The organism is Nocardia albiluteola, from assembly GCF_018860155.1.
Taxonomy (GTDB): domain Bacteria; phylum Actinomycetota; class Actinomycetes; order Mycobacteriales; family Mycobacteriaceae; genus Nocardia; species Nocardia albiluteola.
Map to the genome: position 1 here is coordinate 519721 of NZ_JAHKNI010000003.1, position 17651 is coordinate 537371.

The 17651-nt window shown below is 69.4% G+C and carries 19 protein-coding genes and 1 pseudogene; 7 read left to right on the plus strand and 13 right to left on the minus strand.

Translation table 11 applies throughout. The features are described 5' to 3' along the window. Positions 1–17: 17 nt before the first annotated feature. Complete coding sequence (locus KO481_RS12065) at positions 18–158, plus strand: hypothetical protein (protein WP_215917125.1); 141 nt, start codon at positions 18–20, stop codon at positions 156–158. Here KO481_RS12065 and KO481_RS12070 read toward each other — a convergent pair. The 5 genes from KO481_RS12070 to KO481_RS12090 all read right to left on the minus strand — a co-directional run bounded on the left by KO481_RS12070 (position 155) and on the right by KO481_RS12090 (position 5374). After that, positions 155–1006 (minus strand): LLM class F420-dependent oxidoreductase, encoded by an 852-nt coding sequence (locus KO481_RS12070; protein WP_215917126.1) that lies wholly within the window; start codon positions 1004–1006, stop codon positions 155–157. The genes KO481_RS12065 and KO481_RS12070 overlap by 4 nt on opposite strands. Positions 1007–1036: 30 nt before the next feature. Continuing rightward, entirely contained in the window at positions 1037–1558 is a 522-nt protein-coding gene (locus tag KO481_RS12075) for a nuclear transport factor 2 family protein (RefSeq protein WP_215917127.1), read from the minus strand. Positions 1559–1629: 71 nt separating this feature from the next. After that, positions 1630–2487: an SDR family NAD(P)-dependent oxidoreductase gene (locus tag KO481_RS12080; protein ID WP_245400851.1), complete on the minus strand. Its 858-nt coding sequence runs from the start codon at positions 2485–2487 to the stop codon at positions 1630–1632. A gap of 261 nt (positions 2488–2748) precedes the next feature. After that, the gene (locus KO481_RS12085) at positions 2749–4770 is read right to left on the minus strand and encodes a hypothetical protein (RefSeq protein WP_245400753.1); all 2022 of its coding nucleotides are present in this window, start codon (positions 4768–4770) and stop codon (positions 2749–2751) included. Between the two features lie 256 nt (positions 4771–5026). Further along, positions 5027–5374 (minus strand): helix-turn-helix domain-containing protein, encoded by a 348-nt coding sequence (locus KO481_RS12090; RefSeq protein ID WP_308166543.1) that lies wholly within the window; start codon positions 5372–5374, stop codon positions 5027–5029. 105 nt (positions 5375–5479) lie between these two features. On the opposite strand from KO481_RS12090, the gene KO481_RS12095 reads away from it, so the two are divergent. The 3 genes and pseudogenes from KO481_RS12095 to KO481_RS42930 all read left to right on the plus strand — a co-directional run. Further along, on the plus strand, positions 5480–6049 hold the full coding sequence (locus KO481_RS12095; protein ID WP_215917129.1) for a TIGR03086 family metal-binding protein: 570 nt from the start codon (positions 5480–5482) through the stop codon (positions 6047–6049). Between the two features lie 56 nt (positions 6050–6105). Further along, positions 6106–6648 (plus strand): SRPBCC family protein, encoded by a 543-nt coding sequence (locus KO481_RS12100; protein ID WP_215917130.1) that lies wholly within the window; start codon positions 6106–6108, stop codon positions 6646–6648. Continuing rightward, positions 6645–6785 (plus strand): annotated as a pseudogene (locus tag KO481_RS42930) (nuclear transport factor 2 family protein); the annotation flags it as partial. The gene KO481_RS12100 and the pseudogene KO481_RS42930, both read left to right, overlap by 4 nt. A gap of 69 nt (positions 6786–6854) precedes the next feature. Here KO481_RS42930 and KO481_RS12105 read toward each other — a convergent pair. From KO481_RS12105 to KO481_RS12115, 3 genes are read right to left on the minus strand one after another with little or no spacing between them, the layout of a single operon-like run. Then, on the minus strand, positions 6855–7805 hold the full coding sequence (locus KO481_RS12105; protein ID WP_215917131.1) for an NmrA family NAD(P)-binding protein: 951 nt from the start codon (positions 7803–7805) through the stop codon (positions 6855–6857). Next, on the minus strand, positions 7798–8664 hold the full coding sequence (locus KO481_RS12110; protein WP_308166544.1) for a polysaccharide deacetylase family protein: 867 nt from the start codon (positions 8662–8664) through the stop codon (positions 7798–7800). Before KO481_RS12110 ends, KO481_RS12105 begins: the two co-directional genes overlap by 8 nt. Next, positions 8661–9833, minus strand: coding sequence for a glycine C-acetyltransferase (locus KO481_RS12115; RefSeq protein WP_215917132.1), 1173 nt, complete (start codon positions 9831–9833; stop codon positions 8661–8663). The genes KO481_RS12110 and KO481_RS12115 overlap by 4 nt, the downstream gene beginning before the upstream one ends. Positions 9834–9978: 145 nt before the next feature. Here KO481_RS12115 and KO481_RS12120 point away from each other — a divergent pair, with 145 nt between their 5' ends. Continuing rightward, positions 9979–10866: a LysR family transcriptional regulator gene (locus tag KO481_RS12120; protein ID WP_215917133.1), complete on the plus strand. Its 888-nt coding sequence runs from the start codon at positions 9979–9981 to the stop codon at positions 10864–10866. Positions 10867–10936: 70 nt separating this feature from the next. On the opposite strand, the gene KO481_RS12125 is transcribed toward KO481_RS12120, so the two are convergent. Continuing rightward, positions 10937–11728, minus strand: coding sequence for a carbon-nitrogen hydrolase family protein (locus tag KO481_RS12125; RefSeq protein WP_215917134.1), 792 nt, complete (start codon positions 11726–11728; stop codon positions 10937–10939). A 31-nt stretch (positions 11729–11759) separates the two neighbouring features. On the opposite strand from KO481_RS12125, the gene KO481_RS12130 reads away from it, so the two are divergent. Then, complete coding sequence (locus tag KO481_RS12130; protein ID WP_215917135.1) at positions 11760–12407, plus strand: GntR family transcriptional regulator; 648 nt, start codon at positions 11760–11762, stop codon at positions 12405–12407. Here KO481_RS12130 and KO481_RS12135 read toward each other — a convergent pair. Further along, positions 12379–13722, minus strand: coding sequence for an MFS transporter (locus tag KO481_RS12135; RefSeq protein ID WP_215917136.1), 1344 nt, complete (start codon positions 13720–13722; stop codon positions 12379–12381). The two genes, KO481_RS12130 and KO481_RS12135, sit on opposite strands and share 29 nt — an antisense overlap. 156 nt (positions 13723–13878) lie before the next feature. On the opposite strand from KO481_RS12135, the gene KO481_RS12140 reads away from it, so the two are divergent. After that, a complete protein-coding gene (locus KO481_RS12140) occupies positions 13879–14562 on the plus strand; it encodes a DUF2848 domain-containing protein (protein WP_215917137.1) in 684 nt (227 codons plus the stop codon). Positions 14563–14782: 220 nt separating this feature from the next. Here the strand turns inward: KO481_RS12140 and paaI are convergent, their stop codons facing one another. The 3 genes from paaI to paaZ are packed head-to-tail and all read right to left on the minus strand — an operon-like array spanning position 14783 to position 17593. After that, a complete protein-coding gene (gene paaI, locus KO481_RS12145) occupies positions 14783–15196 on the minus strand; it encodes a hydroxyphenylacetyl-CoA thioesterase PaaI (RefSeq protein WP_215917138.1) in 414 nt (137 codons plus the stop codon). Between the two features lie 43 nt (positions 15197–15239). Further along, a complete protein-coding gene (locus KO481_RS12150) occupies positions 15240–15551 on the minus strand; it encodes an EthD family reductase (RefSeq protein WP_215917139.1) in 312 nt (103 codons plus the stop codon). After that, positions 15548–17593 (minus strand): phenylacetic acid degradation bifunctional protein PaaZ, encoded by a 2046-nt coding sequence (paaZ, locus tag KO481_RS12155; protein WP_215917140.1) that lies wholly within the window; start codon positions 17591–17593, stop codon positions 15548–15550. The genes KO481_RS12150 and paaZ overlap by 4 nt, the downstream gene beginning before the upstream one ends. Between the last annotated feature and the right edge of the window lie 58 nt (positions 17594–17651).

Sequence of the window (17651 nt, forward strand, 5' to 3'; positions counted from 1 at the left end):
GCTCCGGCGCACCCGACGTGGGTACACCGGAGCGGGTCGTCGACGGCCCGCTGGCCGAGGTCGAGGCGGCCGAACGCGAGGCCGCCACCTCGCATGCGATCGCGACGGTATTGCGTGGGTTCGCCCGCGGCAGGGATATAACGGCTGTGTGGGTCTAGCGCTGCCCTTTCAGCTGCTCGGCGAGTCGAGTGATGTAGGCGCGTGCCTCGTCGGCGGTCGTGTCCGGGATGGAGAACACCACCTCGGCCACCCCGGTGTCGCGCCAGTGCCGCAGGGCGTCGGGGTCGGGTTCGGCGGCGAGCACGCTGACGTGCGGGCTGCCGGTGCGTCCGGCGTCGGTCCACATCTTCTGGAGCAGTTGGACTCCGGAGTCGATCTGCTGCTCGATCGGTGTGGTGATCCAGCCGTCGGCCGAGCGCACGATCCAGGCGAAGGTCTTCTCCGAGCCGCCCGCGCCGACCAGGATCGGCGGGCGCGGGCGCTGCACCGGCTTGGGCCACGCCCAGCTCGCCGCGAATCGGACGTATTCGCCCTCGTAGGCGGCCTCGTCCTGGGTCCACAGTGCACCCATGGCCTCGAGGTACTCGCGCAGCACGGTGCGGCGCTTGGCCGGCGGCACACCGTGATCGGCGAGCTCTTCGAGGTTCCAGCCGTATCCGACGCCGAATACGACCCGCCCGCCGGACATGTGGTCGAGGGTGGCGATGGTCTTGGCGAGGGTGATGGGGTCGTGCTCGAGGGGGAGGGCGACCGAGGTGCCGAGCCCGATTCGCGTGGTGACCGCGGCGGCCGCACCGAGCGCCACCCACGGGTCCAGGGTGCGCATGTAGCGATCGTCCGGCAGTGTTTCATCGCCCGTGGCCGGGTGATCGGAGGTCCGCGCCACCGGAATATGGGTGTGCTCGGGGACGTAGAAGGTGTCGAACCCGCTGTCCTCGGCGGCGCGCGCCGCGTCGGCGGGACCGATTCCGCGGTCGCTGGTGAAGAGGGAAAGACCGAATTTCACTATGCTCCTACAGATTTCACGATGAGATGCTCAGGACCCGGCAGGCGCCGAGGACGTCGCCGGGCCCGCGAAGGTCCCCTCGTTCACCACCGCGCCGTCGGGCAGCGGGCGGGTGATCGACCAGGTCTCGGTGAAGTGGCACTTGGACATCCGCCACTCGCCGTCCTCGAGCAGGTACGCGTCGTCGTACTCGCCGGTGGACAGGGTTTCGGTGCGGTCGAGCAGGTTGATCTGGCGGAACCGCAGCGTCCATTTCCCGACCGCGGTCAGCTCGCCCGTCAGCGTGATCTCCGGGTGCATGCCGTGATGCATGTCGTAGATGACGTGCTTACCGTCGACGGTGTGCAGCGCCACCCAGGTGAAGATCTCGGTCATCGGGTCGGCGTCCTCGAAGGCGCCGAGCCGGCCGTAGTCGATGCTCGCGCCCTTGCGAATGAAACAGTCGCGGAAGGTCTTGGGGTCCTTGCCGTCACAGGCCCGCCAGTACCGGTATTTGAGGTGCTTGATCGCCTCGATCTGTTCCAGGGCGTCGATGCGTTGCGCGAGATCCATGGGCTCGTCCCGTCTGTGTTGGGATGTGTGGGGCAAAGTGACTGCCGGACAAGGTTTTCCGGGTCGGCGGATCAGTCGACGACGGCGTCGGCGAAGTCCGGCGGATTCCCGAGGAACGGGCGATGTGACGGCGGCTGCCGATCGTCGATATCGCGGACCCCGAGCTCCGCCCCGATCTCGGCGCCGATCAGCACGCGGCCGCTGCGCTGCATCATTTCCGGGTCGCGGGCCAGAGCGTCGATCACGCGTCCGGTGAACTCCGGGGACTCGGCCGTGGCCGCCAGCCCCTCGTATGCGCCCGGGTTCGCCGCGAAAGCCGCAAGTGTGCGTTCGGTTTTGAGCAGGCCCATCCAGATCGAGACGACCGCGACCCCGAACGGCCGGAAGTCGACGGCCATATCGTGGGCCATCTTGTCGACCGCGGCTTTACCCGCACCGTACGCCGGGCCGTGCATATAGCAGGCGCCGCCGAACGACGACGTATTCACCACCAGGCCAGCACCATTCGCGACCAGGAGCGGCGCGGCGTAGTAGGTGGAGACATAGCTGGACCGCATGCCGACGTCGAACAGGTCCAGCAGTGACAGCGGCTTGTCCCAGAACGGGCCCTTCATGGTCAGCGCGTCCGGGACCACCAGCGCATTGTTGACCAGGATGTCGAGGCGGCCGTTCTCCGCGCGCACCTGCTCGAACAACGCCCGCACCTGCGCGTCGTCGCCGTGGTCGACCACCACGGGCATGCCGACGCCGCCGCGCCGGGTGATCTCCTCGGCTGTCGCGAACACCGTTCCGGGCAGTGGCGAATCACCCTCGGATTTCGTTCTCCCGGTGACGTACACCTTCGCCCCCGTCGCCCCCAGTGCCAGGGCGATTCCCTTCCCCGCACCGCGACTCGCGCCGGTAACCACCACGACCCGATCCGAGCTCAGACCCACCGCACACTCCGTTCGTCATCCGCCGACCCGCGTCGGCTGTGACCCACGTCTGATTGGACTGTGTCGGCCGGGGAACCGCCGCTACGAATTCCGCTGAGTGGGAGAGAACCAATCAGCTCGCGTGCCCGGTTTCCGGTGGGATCGGGAAGCTTGCTCGCCGCGCCGATCATGCCAGGGCCATCGGTACTTTCGTGGGGGCGGTCGTCGGGCAACCGAATGGGTGTTCTCGTACAGTCCAATGGCACGGGCGGTGGCTCATGGTGGGGTGATGGCGAGGTAGGCCGTGCTCCACAGCTGGGCGGCGTCGGATTCGGTCGCGTCGGCGGTCGCCGCGCCGAAGGCCACCGGATGGTAGGCGCCGTCGCGGTAGGCCCAGCTCCACAGTTCGGAATTCCGCATGGGTGCTACGGCATCGATGGTGTGCCACAGGGCTTTTCGTGCGGTGATCAGCTGATCGCGGACCGTGGCGGGCAGGTCGGTGCGGGCGAGCTGGCGGTTCAGGCCCGTGGCGAAGGCGGCCTGCACCCAGGACCAGGCGACGGTCCCGTGGTAGTCGTGTGTCGTGATACCTTGCCGCACAGTAGGATCGGCGAAGGCAGGGTTCGCTACGAGCAGGCCCGCGCCGGTCGTCAGTCCCAGCGGAAACGGCGTGGCCAGGATCGTGACGTCGCGGGCGAGCGCCTCGGGGGTGGGGGAGCCGAACAGCAGGTCGAAGACCTCGTCCGTATGGACGACGGGTATCGCGTGGCCGTCGGCGTCCAGGGCGATGGCGTTGAAGGAGAAGGGATTCGAGCCGAGTGCTCGCAGTGCGTCGCCGGGCCGGACGCCGATCTCGGCGGCGTAGGCCGGGATGGCGCGAGCGGCTGCAGCGTTGCTCACGGTCACCGAGAACAGGCTGGCGGCCGCGGCGCGCCAGATGGTCGCGTCGGCGGCGGCCGGGGCCAATGCCACTCGGTCCGCGGCTCCGAGCGCGGGATCGAGCAGCCCGCTCGCGGTCAACCGTGCGGCGGCCTCGAGCGCGGCCGGTACCAGTACGCAGTTCACGTCGTACGGGTACCGCCCGCCAGCGAGACCGTAGGGGCTGTCGCGCCACTGTCCGGCCGCCTGGCCGGGAGGCAGCCCGATCAGATTGGTGTATAGCGGATCCCGCGCGAACGCGTTCGCCGTGGCCACGACGCGTCGCAGGTTCGAGACCAGCTCGCTCGCGCGACGGGGATCGGCTCGGAAGTAGTCGCGCGCATGCGTCGAACCGGCACGGTCGTCGAGCAGGTAGGCGGCGATCACCGGCGCCAGCAGATAGGTCTCGTCGATCATCGTGTAGTCGTAGATCGGTGCGGAGCTGGAGGTTCCGTCCTGGCGCCGATGCTCGAGGACGGCGTATTCCGCTATCGACTCCTCGTGGGCGACCCGGCCGTCCGGGCTCAGCCGGGTCAGGACAGAGTCCAGTCCGGCGTCCACCGCGGCAGGTGCGAGCGCGGGCATGAGCAGCATCAGCGAGATGAGCGTGTCCCGTCCGAAGTAGGTGTCGAAATGCCATGAGCCGGCGAGGAATTTCTCCCGGTAGCTCAGGTAGGCGAGCGTGTTCTCCGCCGGGCCGAGACGGCGCTGTGTGCCGTTGAGCAGATCGTTCCCCGACAAGGGCGTCAGCGGTGTGTCACCGGTCGAGGAGGTGATTCGCAGGCCGATGCGCCCGTCGGCGCCCGCCGCGAGGGCCGCGCCGTCCGGTCGCACGCTGCCGTCGGTCACGGTGATGGTGAGGTGGTAGCCGGGCGCACCGTCGAGACGGTCCCGCGCCCAGCTGAGCGTGGAGCCCGAAACAGTAGGCGCGACAAGGACTTCCGGCGGAACAGTGCTGTTCTGATCGAAATCGCGCAGGACCCGGACGCTGGACAGGATCGCCTGCCGCGGTACCAGCTCCGGCGTCGCGATCGTGGCATCGAACGCGATGCCGTACTGCGGCCGCCCGCGAGAATCGTTCTCCCGGTGGGGCTGCGGAGTATCGGTGACGGTCCAGGCGGCCGGGGCGGACAGCGGCGCGAACCACACTCCGACGCCGCTGTCGCCGGCCGGGAATGCCACCACCAGCCGCGGTTCGTGGCCCGAGCGCAGCACCAGATGCGCCGCCACCGGCCCCTGCTGCACAAAGTCGTTGGTGTTCAACCCCTCGGCAACCGCGAACCGCAGCCCCACGGTCCCTGATTCCCGTGCGCATCCCGCCGTGATCGCCAGCACCAGTGCGATCCCCGCGGCCAGCACACCCGTGCGGAGGTTCGTCATGGTCCCATCCTGGCCGGACGGCACCTCGTTTCCCGGACATCTCCGGCCGCGCGTCGCGGGCCGCGGTCCTATCCTCCGGCCCGGACCGCCCGGCATCCGCGCGCACCCGGCGTCCTACAGTGCCGTCGCGGCCGGGAGCACTGGCGAGCCGGTCGCGGCAGGGGCCCGGGCGGCTGGGCGGGTAGCGCCGGTCGGTACTGTGCCGACCGCACGGCGGTCGCGAGCTGATAGGTGGCGATCCGCAGCGCGCCACGGCCTAATACCGCTGCGCATACCAGGTCGGCGGCTCGCCGAACATGCTCTTGAAGTCGCGGATGAAGTGGGCCTGGTCGGCGTAGCCGAGATCCGCCGCCAGCGCGGCCCAGTCGATCGCCCCGCCGGTGGCCATGCGGTCGGTCACCTCGTGCAGCCGGTAGCGGCGGATCACCCACTTGGGCCCGATGCCGACGTACTCCGCGAACAGCCGTTGCAGCCCCCGCATGCTCAGCCCCAGCTCGCCGGAGAGATGTTCGACTCTGGTCACGGCCGTGTCCTCGGCGATCAGCTCGACCGCGGCCACCGCCTGGCGCACCCGGGGGTCGTCGTCCGGCAGGTGGTCGAGCACGAACGCGAGCCTCCCAGTACTGCGCCACCCATGGCGCGAGCACCGGCGACGGGCGGTGGAACGCGTGGCGCTGATACCTGGTCCGCGCCGCCTAGCGTCACTGCCATGTCACACCTGTCCAACGCGGCCGAGGCCATGGCCGCGGTCGCCCGCAACATCACCGACGACCAGCTCGCCAACAAGACTTCGTGCACGGAGTACGACGTGCGGGCACTGGTTAACCACCTCCTGTTCTGGGGCCCCTCGCTCGCCGGCGCCGGCCGCAAGGAATTCGTTCCGCAGCCCGCGGGCTCCGAGTCCGATGTGGACCTGGCGGCCTCCGACTGGCGCAGCCGACTGCTCGCCCTGCTGGACGACATCACGTCGTCATGGGCGCCGCCGAGCGCCTGGGAGGGCGAGACGACCATGGGCACGCCCCAAATGCTGCCCGCGCCCGTCATGGGCGACATGATCATCGGCGAACTGGCCGTGCACGGCTGGGATCTGGCGGTCGCGACCGGGCAGCGGCTGGAACTGCCCGCCGACCTGCTGGCGCATCTGCACGACAGGGTGTTCGCCGGCGTCGAGCAGGGGCGGCAGATGGGCATGTACGGACCGGAGATCGCGGTGCCGGCCGATGCACCCACCTTGGCCCGCATCCTCGGCCGGACCGGCCGTGATCCCGCCTGGGCGTAGTCTCCGACGTGGACGGACGAGTACTGGATCCGGCACGGCGTGAAAGGCATGACGCGATGAGCACGAACGAACCCCAGCGGCCCGACTCGGCCGCCGTGAGCGCGGGAACGCCCAGCGGCGGCGAAGACATTGAGCGAATTGAGGTTTCGCGACTCGTCCCGGCGTCCGCCGAGGCCATCTTCGCGGTGCTGACCGACCCGCAGGGCCACGTGGACATCGACGCGTCGGGCATGCTCATGGATGCCGAGGGGAAGCCGGTCGAGCAGGCCGGTGATCGCTTCGTGGTTCATATGGATCGGGAGGCCCTCGGCGATTTTCCGCTGGGCAAGTACGACGTCGAGGTCGTCATCACCAAGCTGGTGCCCGGCCGGGAGATCGCGTGGACGGTCGAGGGGCAGATCCGCCCGCCCGTCCGGCACATCTACGGTTATCGGCTCGAGCCGGCCGCGGACGGTACCCGTGTCACCTCCTACTACGACTGGTCCGAGCTCGACGAGACCTGGAAGGAGCGGCTCACCTTCCCGGTCGTCCCCGAGTCCGCGCTCAAGGCGACCCTCGGCATCCTCGAGCGCACCGTCCGCCGCCGCGCCACAGCCTGAGCGGGCCTGCGAGAATCCGGCTGCGGGAGATCGACGACAAAGCTGCCTGGCTGGATCGGTTCGCCGTGGACGCCATCGTCGAAGACCCGGTCGGCCCTTCGGCTTTCGATCCGGAGGGCGCGGGGCACCGCGGCCGGCGAGATAGTGGCCCTGCGCGCCTTCTGGAAGACCGGGCGGACCATGCGCACCATGAGACCCGCCTGACCTCAGGCGGTTTTCTCGGCGCGCAGCCAGTCCTCGAAGGTCATCATCTCGGGATGGAGCGCGCGCAGGTGCGCGAGGTTCCGGTCGAGGGTGAGGATGTCGCGTGCCTGGAAGAACCGGAACATTGCCGCGTAGTCGTGGCCGACGCCCGGCATCGTCGTCCGCAACGTGTCCGGGGGCATCGCGTGGTATCGGCACGGTGTCCCCGTGACCCGCTCGACCGTGGCGGCTATCTCGTCGCCGGTCAGGCTGTCGGCGGTGACGGCGAGATCGCGGGCGCCCCAACTCTGCCAGTTCCGGAACATGAAATCGGCGAACCAGGCGATGTCGTCCAGGCCGATCAGCGGATATCTGCCCGTTCCCAGTGGAAGGGAGAACGTCAGCCCGGAGCGTCCGTCGGGGAGCGGGCCGCGCCGGGGCGCGAGCCGTTCTCGCAGGTTCTCGAAGTAGGGCGAGGTCGTCAGGATCGACACGTGCGTGCTGTACCAGCCGTCGTCGGCCTCGCGCATCGTCTCGTCGGATCGGAGCATGTTGATGTGCGCCGCGACCGCGGCCTTCGCGTCGAAGTGCGGTACCGGGATGGATCCGCTGGTGAGGGTCACGGCGCTGTCGAGACTGGACCAGACGAATCGTTCGACCCGTGCCGATCGGGCCGCCTCCAGTGCGGTGATCCCCTTGCGGTACTCACCGAGAACGCTTGCGCCGGACCAGAAGTCGGTATTGCAGAACACCTGTTCGGAATTGGCGACGGCCGCGCGGATACTCTCGGGATTGTCCAGATCGCCCTGGCGAACGCGAACCCGGCCACCGCCGCGCGCCAGCAGCTCGGCGGCCTTGTCCGAGTGGGGATTCCGGGTGAGTACCGTGACGGCGGCGTCGGCCGACCGAAGCAGGCGGTGGACGACTCTGCTGCCCATCGCGCCCGTGCCACCGATGACGAGCGTCTCAACCATGCGAACTCCCTTGCGAATACTGGTGGGTAAGAACGTGTTCGGTGACCTGCCGATGCGTGGCGATCCACACGTCGGCGCGCACCGCCTCGATGCGCTCGAGGATCCGGTCGAACATGCCGGACAGCAGCGGCCTGGCGCCGACGTGCGCGTGCACGGTCAGGTTGAATACCCCCGGCCCCGGTGCGTCGAGCACCTGCCCGAGCAGGTCGAGATGACTGTCCAGATACTCCCGAGGCCCGGCGGCGCCGCGGATATCGGACAGTTCGCTGTGCATGATCGCGACGAGCGGACCCGCCGGGGTCGCCAGCACCCGGGGCAGCTCGTAGTCGTTGTAATCACCCGACCACCGGTAACCGGCCTCGGTCAGCAGTTCGGGGGTGTGCGCCGTGCCCGAGGCCCGGGGACTCATCCACCCGATCGGCCGCACGCCGGTGAGATTCTCGAGGAGCGCGGTGCATCGGCGGATGTTCTCGCGTTCCGCGCCGGGGTCCAGCAGCGCCGGAATGACATCCTGCGCGTAGGAGTGCGCCGCGATCTCGTGCCCGGCATCGTGTACAGCGCGCACCGCCTGCGGAAATCGTTCGGCGACAAGGCCGTTGATGCCGAAGGTGGCGGGCAGGCCGTGAGATCGCAGGATATCGAGCAACCGCCACACCCCGGTGGTGGCGCCGTATTCGGACCAGGAGACGCTGTGCGTATCGGGCACTCCCGGCAGCGGCCACGCCCGGGCCATCGGGGCATAGACCGGCCAGTGGCCCGGTGACCACAGCTCCACGGCCACAGTGATCATGACCGCGGCCTTCTTACCGCCCGGCCACCGCATCGGCGCATCGGGCATCTCGAACGCATCCTCGTTCACGCGTTGCCGCCGGCCGCCACGTCGTTCCGGGCCCGGACGAAAGCGTCGACACAGTAGGCGATCTCCGCATCCGTGTGCGCGGCCGACAACTGGACCCTGATGCGCGCCGCACCCCGCGCCACGACCGGGTGGGCGAAGGCGACCGCGTGGACGCCATGCGCGGACAGGGCCGCGGACATCCGATCGGCGAGGGCGGAATCGCCGAACATGACCGGGACGATCGGATGATCGCCGGGCAACAGCTCGAAACCGGCCTCGATCATCGAGCGGCGGAACGACTCCGTATTCTCCCGGAGCCGATGCCGGTCGGCCGCACCGGTTTTCACCAATTCGATCGCGGCGAGTGACCCGGCCGCAACGACCGGTGGCACCGCATTGGAGAAGACGTACGGTCGGGAGTGGCGGCGGAGCAATTCGACGATTTCCGACCTGCCGGCGACAAATCCGCCGGACGCACCGCCCAGGGCCTTCCCGAGCGTGCCGGTGACGATGTCGACTCGATCCTGCACTCCGGCCGCCTCGGCGGTGCCTGCCCCCGTGACGCCCAGGACTCCCACGCCGTGCGAGTCGTCGACCATCACCATCGCGTCGTGACGCTCGGCGAGATCGCAGATCGCGGCCAGGGGTGCCCGGGAGCCGTCCATGGAGAACACCCCGTCGGTGACGACGAGGCGGCGGCGGTATCCGGCGGCCTGTCGCAGCTGCGCCTCGAGGTCATCGATATCCCTTGTGCGATACCGAAACCGGGCCGCCTGGCAGAGACGGATGCCGTCGATGATGGAGGCGTGATTGAGCGCATCGCTGATCACCGCGTCCCGATTGTCGAGCAGTGCCTGGAAAATCCCGCCGTTGGCGTCGAAACACGAACCCTGCAGCAGGGCCGCCTCGGTGCGCAGCAGACCGGAGATCGCGCGCTCGAGTTCGATGTGCAGCGGCTGGGTCCCGCAGACGAAACGCACACTGGCCATGTCGAATCCGTGGGTGTCCAGCGCCGACTTCGCCGCCGCGAGCACCCGCGGGTGGTTGGCCAGCCCGAGATAGTCGTTGGCGCAGAAGTTCAGCAGCTCGTGTCCGGCCACCGAAATCCGTGTCGACTGCGGCGTTTCGATCGGCCGCTCGGGGGCGACATCCCGCAGCACGGTGCGGAGTTCGTCGCGGATCGTGAACACTTCGGTGGACTCCTTCACTCGATCCCGTCGTCGCCGTCGCGGCGATGTTTTCAGCCTGTGACCGATCCGCGCGGGCGTCCAATGCCCAGGCCGGAATCGGACATGCCCGGTAGGCATCGTCCGACGGTGCGGCTACCGTGGAGCCATGACCGATGCCGTGCCGCCGCTGGATCTGGACCTGCGGGTGGTCCGCTATTTCCTGGCCGTCGCGGACCATGCGAATTTCGGCCGGGCCGCGGCCGCTGTGCACGTGGGACAGCCGTCGCTCAGTCGTCAGATCCGCGGCCTGGAACGGCAATTGGGGGTGCGGCTGTTCCATCGGACACCCCAGGGCGCCCGTCTGAGCGAAGCGGGGGAGGCCTTCGCGCCCAAGGCCAGGATATTGCTGCGCGCCGCGGCGGAGGCCGCCGCCGCGGCGCGGAAAACCGCCGGTCCCGACGGCATTTCGATCGGATACACCGCAGGCTTGACGGTCACCGGGGCGACCCGGGAACTACGCCGCCGACATCGGGACGCCACCGTGCGGACGATGTATCTGGGGTGGCGTCGACCCGCCGAGGCGCTACTGGACCACCAGGTGGACGCGGTCGTCGCCCGCCTGCCATTTCCAGCCGATGGGCTGCGCGTCACCCGGCTCTACGAGGAAGAGCGCGTCGTCATCGTCCCCCGCAATCATCGCCTGGCCGGGCGGCCATTCGCCCACCTCGCGGACATTGCCGACGAACCCCTGCAGTGGGTTCCAGGTCTCGATCCCGATTGCAATGCCTTCTGGCGCCTGGAACCGAGGCCCGACGGCCGTCCCGCACCCACCGGCCCCGTCATGAACACGCTGGACGACACCTGGGAGTTCGTGGCCTCCGGCGACACACTCGCGGTCGCCACGCGCAGCCACGTCAACGCCACCCGAACGGACCTGGCGCTGATCCCGCTGCGCGGTGTCGCGCCGAGCCGGGTCGTCCTGGCAACGCGGGCCGAGGATTCCGCCCTCGTCGCGGACTTCCGGCGGTGTGCCAGAGCACATCTCACGGCCTGAGCGGCCCGTGACGATTACCTCCGGCGGCGTCACACGGGCCGGTGAGTTGTGCACCGTCGCCGGGGCGGGCTCAGTATCGACGGTTCACCAGGACGGGGAGAGTCTGCCGTAGTGGGGCGACGGTCTCCGGGTCGATGTCGGTGATGAGCAGGTCCGGGTCGGGGCCGAGGGCGGCGAGTACCTTGCCGTCGGGGGCGACGACACAGCTGTGGCCCACTCCCAGTGGGGCCGTGCTGTTTTCGCCGGCGCGGTCGGCCGGGCGCGCCTGGCCGCAGGCGGCGATGTAGCTGGTGGCGTCCAGGGCGCGGGCGCGGGTGAGCAGCTGCCACTGCTCGACCTTGCCGGGGCCGTCGCCCCACGATGCCGCGACGACCACGCAGGTGGCGCCCGCGGCGGCCATGGTCTGGAACAGGCCGGGGAAGCGCAGGTCGTAGCAAGTGGCGAAACCTATTGTGGTGCCCGCGATCTCGGCCGTCAGCGGCTTCTCGCCGGGGGCCACGGTCGCGGACTCGGCGTAGCCGAATGCGTCGTAGAGGTGAATCTTGTCGTAGTGCGCGGTGATCTCGCCCGCGACCAGTAGGGTGTTGTGGACGCGACCGTCGTCGCACGGGGTGAACATCCCGGCGACCACGGTGATTCCGGCCCGTTCGGCGATTTCACGAACGCCCCGGGCCCACGGTCCGTCCAGCGGCTGGGCGATCGGGTGCAGCGGCGCGCCGAAGGGGTGCATCGTCGCCTCGGGGAACGCGACGAGTCGCGCGCCGGCCGCCGCGGCGCGGGCGGTCAGGGTGTCGATGATCGCGAGGTTCTCGCCGAGGTCTGTGGTGCTGTTCACCTGAGCCAACGCGATTCTGATGGGCATGATCGGATTCCTCCTGGTGTATACATTGTGTATGCAGAACGGGGCCATATCGGGTCGGGACCGCGCCTACCGGTACGTCAAGGAGCAGGTGCTCACCTCGCTGCCGGCGACTGGCGTGTTCCTCAACGAGCAGGAGCTGGCGACCCGGATCGGGGTGTCGCGCACCCCGGTGCGGGAGGCGCTGCTGATGTTGCAGGCCGAGGGGCTGGTCGAGATGGTCCCCAAGCGCGGCGCCCACGTGCCGGCACTGAGCGGGCGCCAGATTGCCGAGCTCATGGACCTGCGCGGCGTCCTGGAGAAGCACGCGGCCTCGCGCACGGTGGCCGCCGGCGCCGTGCCGCTGGCCGCGATGCGGGAGGCGCTGGCCGAGCAGGAGCGGCTCGCCGATGCCACCGATCCGGAGCGGGCGCGCGAATTCATCGACTGGGACAGCCGATTTCATCAGATCCTGATCGACGCGGCCGGCAGCGAGCTGCTCTCGCGCACCTATTCGGGCCTGCGGGCGCGCCAGCTGCGGGTGGGCCTGGCGGCGCTGTTCGCGACCACCGATAGGCAGCGGCACGTGTGCGGGGAGCACCTGGCCATCGTCGAGGCGCTCGAGCGCGGCGACGAGGCGCAGGCACATCGCAAGATCGACGAGCATCTCGAGATCACACTAGGGATTCTGTTGCGGGCGTGAGTGTTTCGTCGGCCGGGTCGGGGTCGCGGCCGAGCGCCAGCCCCAGCAGAGTGAGCGCGGTGACGACGGCGATGTAGAGCGCCAGCGGGATCCAGCTGCCGAACCGGCTCAGCAGGGTGGTGAACAGCAGCGGCGCCAGGGCTCCGCCGAAGACGCCGGCGATGGTGTAGGCCAGCGAGCAGCCCGTCGAACGCAGGTGCACGGGAAACTGATCGGTGATGAAGGCCGCCTGCGGGCCGTACATGAACGAGTGGAATCCCAGCCCGATCGCTACGCCGGCGATCAGCCACAGCCTGCCGCCGCCGTCGATGAGCGGAAAGAACACCACGGTCCACACCAGTCCGCCGGCCGCGGCGACGGCATAGACCAGGCGGCGATTGATCCGGTCGGAGACCGCCCCGGCCAGCGGGATCGTCGCCAGCTGCAGCGCCGATCCGATCAGGATGGCCACGAGCACCGCGCCGCGCGCGACGTGCAGCCGCTGCGTGCAATAGGTGATGGTGAAGACCGTGAACAGCGAATAGACCACATCGGGCGCCAACCGGGACAGGATCGCCGCCAGCAGGCGGCGGGGCTGGGTGCGCAGCACCTCGGTGATCGGCGCGGCGGCGCGCTCGCCCGACTCCTGCATCGCCTGGAACACCGGGGTGTCCTCGAGCCGCAGCCGGATCCACAACCCGAACCCGACCAGGATCGCCGAGGCCAGGAAGGCCAGACGCCAACCCCAGCTGTCGAATTGGGATTTGCTCAGGGCTGCGGTGAGCAGCGCGAGGACGCCGTTGGCGAGCAGATTGCCTGCGGGCGGCCCGATCTGGGCGGCCGAGGCCCAGAACCCACGATGGCGCGGATCGCCGTATTCGCTCGACAGCAGCACCGCCCCACCCCATTCGCCGCCGACCGCGACGCCCTGCGCGAATCGCAGCAGCACCAGCACGATTCCCGCCGTGATGCCCAGTGTGGCGTAGCCGGGAACCAGGCCGATGGCGCACGTGGTGACGCCGATCAGCAGCAGTGTGATCACCAGCAGCTGCTTGCGGCCCAGCGTGTCGCCCAGGCGCCCGAAGACGAACCCGCCGACCGGTCGCGCCAGATAGCCGACCGCATAGGTGGAGAAGGCCAGCAGCGTGCCGGTGAGCGGATCCTCGCTCGGAAAGAACACCTGCGGAAACACCAGCGCCGAGGCGGCGGAGTAGATCGCGAAGTCGTACCACTCCAGCGCGGTGCCCGTCAGGCTGGCCGCGAACGCGCGCGCGAGTGCGCTGGGCCCGGGCGCAGCGGGTATCCGGTCCGCCGCCGCGGGTGAATCTGCCGTCATGACGCTCCTTACGGATGTGCACCGCGCCGGGTGTGCCCCGGGTCACGGCCGTTGTACGCAGAATATACTTGCTGTATACAAGACATATGCGCAAGCCCCTAGTCGAAACTCGCTGCTCGAGGGCTCGCGCCGCACCCCGGAAGGAGCACCGCCCGAATGTCCCAGCTCGCCTTCGCCCTGCCCGACGGCACCACCGACCACGTCACGGTCACCTCGCTCTACAACGCGGGATACGCCGGCCGCCGGCAGGATGAGGTCGCCGCGCACATCGCGGAACTGGCCGAACTAGGCGTCCCGGCGCCGCAGACCACCCCGACGCTCTATCCGATCGCCCCCTACCTGGCGCAGCAGACCGGCGAGGTGTTCGTGCAGCACGGCCGCACCTCCGGCGAGGCCGAATGGGCGCTTGTCGTCACCGAGCGCGACACCCTGCTCACCGTCGCCTGCGACCATACCGACCGCGCCCTGGAGGCCCACGGCGTGGCCTGGAGCAAGAACGCCGCGCCCGACGTGCTCGGCGCCCGCGCTTGGCGCCTTTCGGAGGTCGCGGACCATCTCGACGAGCTGACGCTGCGGGCCTGGGTCGGCCGCGGCGACACCGAGGAGCTGATCCAGACCGGCACCCTCGCCGACCTGCTCTCACCCACTCACTGGCTGTCGTTTCTGGCCGACCGCGGCGCGAACACCCCTGGCACGGTGCTGATTTCGGGCACCATCTCGATGCTGCCCGGAGTCGACCAGTTCGGTGACTCCTGGCGCGTCGAATTGGCCGATCCCATCACCTCCGAAGTACTCACCTGCGGCTACCGCACCGTGCCGATGCCGCCTCCGGTCGAGTAGAACTCGTTGGTGCACTGCGGGTCTCGCGTTCAGCCGGCGGAGCCATACGCATTGCGCCCCGGCGCCGCAGCGTTGAATAGGGTGGCTGCCGCGTCCGCTGCCGATTCGATCAGACGGGATCATCGTAGAAATCGATCTGGCCCGCCATCCATCAGCGCCAGCGCCATAACCCCGCCCTAGCCAGCGAAAGCATCCCGCAGGTTGTGACGGCGGCCCGTGGTCAGCCGGCCCGTACTACTCTGCTGTCGCCGCGGAATTCGGCGATGGCGCCGTCCGGGCCGGTGACCGTCACGTCGTAGATTCCGTTGCGGCCGTGCCGGTTGCGCATGTTCGCGACGGCGGTGAGGGTGTCGCCGGCGCGGGTGGGGCGCAGGAATCGGATGTCGGCGTGGGCGGCGACCGCGGTCTGCCCGAAGCTGTTGCAGGCCAGGGCGAAGGTGGTGTCCGCGAGTAGGAATACGTAGCCGCCGTGGGTGATTGCGTAGCCGTTGACCATGTGGTCCGTGACGGTCATGGTGGTGGCGGCGTAGCCCGGGCGCATTTCGGTGATCTCGATCCCCAGTGCCCGGGATGCGTTGTCGGCGGCGAACATTCGCCGGGCATGCTCGCAGGCCGGATCGTCCACCGTCGTCATCGTGCCCCCCGGGCCGCGTTCGCCCGCGTGCCCCTGCGGGGCATCATCGGGTGGTCTCCAGTTCCTGCAGATACATGGTGGCTCCGCCGGTGGCGAAGTTGCGGACATCCTTGCCGGTGGCCCGCATCTCCGGCGAGGCGAGCGCCCGCTGCAGGTCCTCCTCGGTGTCGAAGACGATGTGGGCGACGGCGTAGAACTCGGTGGCCGAGCCGTCCAGGGATCGGCAGCGGCCGTAGGTGGCCGCGGCGACCGCGGGCACCTTCGCCAGCAGGGGGAGATGGGTCGAGCGGTAGTGCTCCTCGAATGCGGCGGGATCGTCGGGGTGTCCGTAGCAGACCGAAATCTGGTATGTCACTGGGCATCTCCTTCGGGCTTGGCGACGAGGGTGAGGACGTCATAGGTGGCCACGGGCTGGTCGTGCTGGTTGGTGACGGTGGCGTCCCAGCGCACCTCGCCGTAGTTCGCGCCCGCGCGCGGGGTGATCTGCTTGGCGGTCAGGGTGACCGTGAGCGCGTCCTCGGCCTTGACGGGAGTCAGGAAGCGCAGGTTGTCGACGCCGAAGTTGGCCAGCACGGGACCGGGCGCGGGGTCGACGAACAGCCCCGCGGCCAGGGAGACGACGAGGTAGCCGTGTGCGACGATGCCGCCGAAGAGCGGATTGGCCGCCGCGGCAACGGGATCCGTGTGTGCGTAGAAGGTGTCGCCGGTGAATTCGGCGAAGTGTTCGATATCGGCCAGGGTGACCGGGCGGGGCCCGTTGACGATGGTGTCGCCCAGGCGCAGTTCGGCCAGGTTCTTGCGGAACGGATGCACCTGGCCCGACACCCGCTCGGCGCCGGTGACCCAGCGGCGGCCGACCGCGGTGAGCACGGCGGGGGTGCCCTGGATCGCGGTGCGCTGCATGTGATGCAGCACGCCCCGGATGCCGCCGAGTTCCTCCCCGCCTCCGGCGCGGCCCGGTCCGCCGTGCACGAGCACCGGCAGCGGCGAGCCGTGCCCGGTGGACTCCTTGGCATCCTCGGTGTCCAGCACCAGGATTCGGCCATGGTAGGGCGCGAGCCCGAGGACGATCTCGCGGGCCATGCCGGTGTCGGCGGTGACGATCGATGCGACGAGGCTGCCCTTGCCGCGGGCGGCCAGCTCGATGACGTCGGCGGTGTCGCGGTAGCCGATGATCGTGCTGACGGGGCCGAACGCCTCGACCTCGTGGGGTTCGATCGCGTCGTGGTCGGTGCAGCGCAACAGGATCGGCGAGATGAACGCGCCGGTGTTCTGGTCGGCGCCGGTGACCGCCACGGCATCCGGGTCGCCGAAGACGATCTGCGAGGTCTTGGCCAGGGCGCGCACGGACTTGCGGACCTCCTCGCGCTGGTCGAGGCTCGCCAGCGCGCCCATCGTCACGCCGTCGGCGTCGGGTGCGCCGACGACCACCTTGGCGAGCCGCTCGGAGGCGGCCGCGATGACGGCGTCGACGAGCGCCTCGGGGACCAGGGCGCGGCGGATGGCGGTGCACTTCTGACCGGCCTTGACGGTCATCTCGGTCACGAGTTGCTTGACGAACAAGGCGAATTCGGGGCTCTCGGGGGTCACGTCGGCGCCCAGAATCGAGGCGTTGAGCGAGTCGGCCTCGGCGTTGAAGGACACCCCGTTGTGCAGTACCGCGGGGTGGGCGCGCAGCAGGGCGGCGGTGTCGGCGGAGCCGGTGAACGCGACCGAGTCCTGGCCGCCCAGGTGGTCCAGCAGGTCCCCGGTGCCGCCGCACACCAGCTGCAGGGAACCCTCGGGCAGCAGGCCGGATTCGATGATCCGCCGGACGACGAGCTCGGTGAGATACGCGGTCTGGCTGGCGGGCTTGACGATCGAGGGCACCCCGGCGATGAACGCCGGGGCCAGCTTCTCGAGAAACCCCCACACCGGGAAGTTGAACGCGTTGATCTGCACCGCGACTCCGCGCCGCGAGGTGTAGATGTGCTGTCCGGCAAAGGTTCCCCGCTTACCCAGCTGCTCGGCCGGGCCGTCCAGGTAGACGGTGTCGTTGGGCAGCTCGCGGCGCGCCTTGCTCGCGTAGCTGAGCAGGGTGCCGATGCCGCCGTCGATGTCGACGGCCGAATCGCGCGACGTCGCGCCGGTCGCGGTGGACAGCGCGTAGAACTCGTCTTTGTGCTCCAGCAGCCGCAGGGCCAGGGCCTTGAGCGCCGCGGCCCGCCCGTGGAAGGTCAGCGCGGCCAGCGCCGGACCGCCGACGGCGCGCGCGTGCTCGACCATGCCCGCGACATCCAGGCCGGTGGCGGAGATGCGGGCCACGACGCTGCCGTCCACGGCGCTGTGCAGCGGCGTGCCCTCGTCGGGCGCGGTGTACCAGCGGCCGGCCGCGTAGCTGTGCAGCAATGGGGTCATCACATCTCCGATCAACTGAACATTCGGTCGGTAATTACGATCGGTGAGGAGGCCTTCC

Bases quoted from the DNA above. Each gene is read 5' to 3' on its own strand.
- KO481_RS12075 (WP_215917127.1), bottom strand. From the start codon at position 1,558: ATGGATCTCGCGCAACGCATCGACGCCCTGGAACAGATCGAGGCGATC.
- KO481_RS12085 (WP_245400753.1), bottom strand. From the start codon at position 4,770: ATGACGAACCTCCGCACGGGTGTGCTGGCCGCGGGGATCGCACTGGTG.
- KO481_RS12095 (WP_215917129.1), top strand. From the start codon at position 5,480: ATGTCACACCTGTCCAACGCGGCCGAGGCCATGGCCGCGGTCGCCCGC.
- KO481_RS12100 (WP_215917130.1), top strand. From the start codon at position 6,106: ATGAGCACGAACGAACCCCAGCGGCCCGACTCGGCCGCCGTGAGCGCG.
- KO481_RS12105 (WP_215917131.1), bottom strand. From the start codon at position 7,805: ATGGTTGAGACGCTCGTCATCGGTGGCACGGGCGCGATGGGCAGCAGA.
- KO481_RS12120 (WP_215917133.1), top strand. From the start codon at position 9,979: ATGACCGATGCCGTGCCGCCGCTGGATCTGGACCTGCGGGTGGTCCGC.
- KO481_RS12125 (WP_215917134.1), bottom strand. From the start codon at position 11,728: ATGCCCATCAGAATCGCGTTGGCTCAGGTGAACAGCACCACAGACCTC.
- KO481_RS12130 (WP_215917135.1), top strand. From the start codon at position 11,760: ATGCAGAACGGGGCCATATCGGGTCGGGACCGCGCCTACCGGTACGTC.
- KO481_RS12135 (WP_215917136.1), bottom strand. From the start codon at position 13,722: ATGACGGCAGATTCACCCGCGGCGGCGGACCGGATACCCGCTGCGCCC.
- KO481_RS12140 (WP_215917137.1), top strand. From the start codon at position 13,879: ATGTCCCAGCTCGCCTTCGCCCTGCCCGACGGCACCACCGACCACGTC.
- paaI (WP_215917138.1), bottom strand. From the start codon at position 15,196: ATGACGACGGTGGACGATCCGGCCTGCGAGCATGCCCGGCGAATGTTC.
- paaZ (WP_215917140.1), bottom strand. From the start codon at position 17,593: ATGACCCCATTGCTGCACAGCTACGCGGCCGGCCGCTGGTACACCGCG.